Below are 706 nucleotides of genomic sequence, written 5' to 3' on the forward strand. Positions count from 1 at the left end.
GTTCAGAATTCTATACTTAATTTTTTAGTAGTTTCTAATTGATTATGCCATTGCATGCTTTGTAAATACTGATGCAACAACCAATCGAAAGACCCTTCTGTGAGTCTGGTACGCCTCTTTGTTTTGGAGGAGCCATTTTGAGCTTGTTTAATAGCCAGCGTATAATTATCAACAAACTCTTGCGTTCCATAGGTTCCTTCAATCCGAAACCGTGGTCCATGACCAATACGTACATACCATATAACTTTACCATGGCGTGTACGTTCACGAACAAGATGCGGCGGACGGCGTTTTGGCATGGCTAAAACTTTATACCGTCGACAGAGGGGCAACTTTTGCTGGTCTCGTAGTCTTCTTGCTCGTTTTCAAGTGGTGGAAAATCGTCAATGCTATAAGTATTATCTGTCGTTGTTGGTGTTATGGTTTTATTGATATGAATTAATAATTCCCCTGTAGGTTTGATTTCTATGAGTTCACATCCTTGTTTTTTAGCTTCTCTTAAAGCACGAGCAATAGCTGGTTGCGTGATAGTAGGTGGGCGGTGTGGCATGTTTATTCCCCTTCATTGAGATGTAATTCTCCCGTGGCGTGAATCACGCTGGTGTTGAAAGTGTTAGGAAAGGGTGGGGGTGCTGGGAGGAGAGAGCACCCCCATAGGTTTAAGCAGCTTTTGCCAAAATCTTTTGCATCTCTTGTTCTATTTCCC

The 706-nt window shown here is 42.2% G+C and carries 1 protein-coding gene and 1 pseudogene; both read right to left on the minus strand.

Translation table 11 applies throughout. The features are described 5' to 3' along the window. Nucleotides 1-299, minus strand: a pseudogene (locus tag ACFIMA_RS09855) (integrase); the annotation flags it as partial. A gap of 2 nt (nt 300-301) precedes the next feature. Beyond that, nucleotides 302-550, minus strand: coding sequence for a hypothetical protein (locus ACFIMA_RS09860; protein WP_015857131.1), 249 nt, complete (start codon nt 548-550; stop codon nt 302-304). Nucleotides 551-706 lie beyond the last annotated feature (156 nt).

This window comes from Bartonella sp. AP88HLJMH (genome assembly GCF_042195605.1).
Lineage (GTDB): Bacteria > Pseudomonadota > Alphaproteobacteria > Rhizobiales > Rhizobiaceae > Bartonella.

Bases quoted from the DNA above. Each gene is read 5' to 3' on its own strand.
- ACFIMA_RS09860 (WP_015857131.1), bottom strand. From the start codon at position 550: ATGCCACACCGCCCACCTACTATCACGCAACCAGCTATTGCTCGTGCT.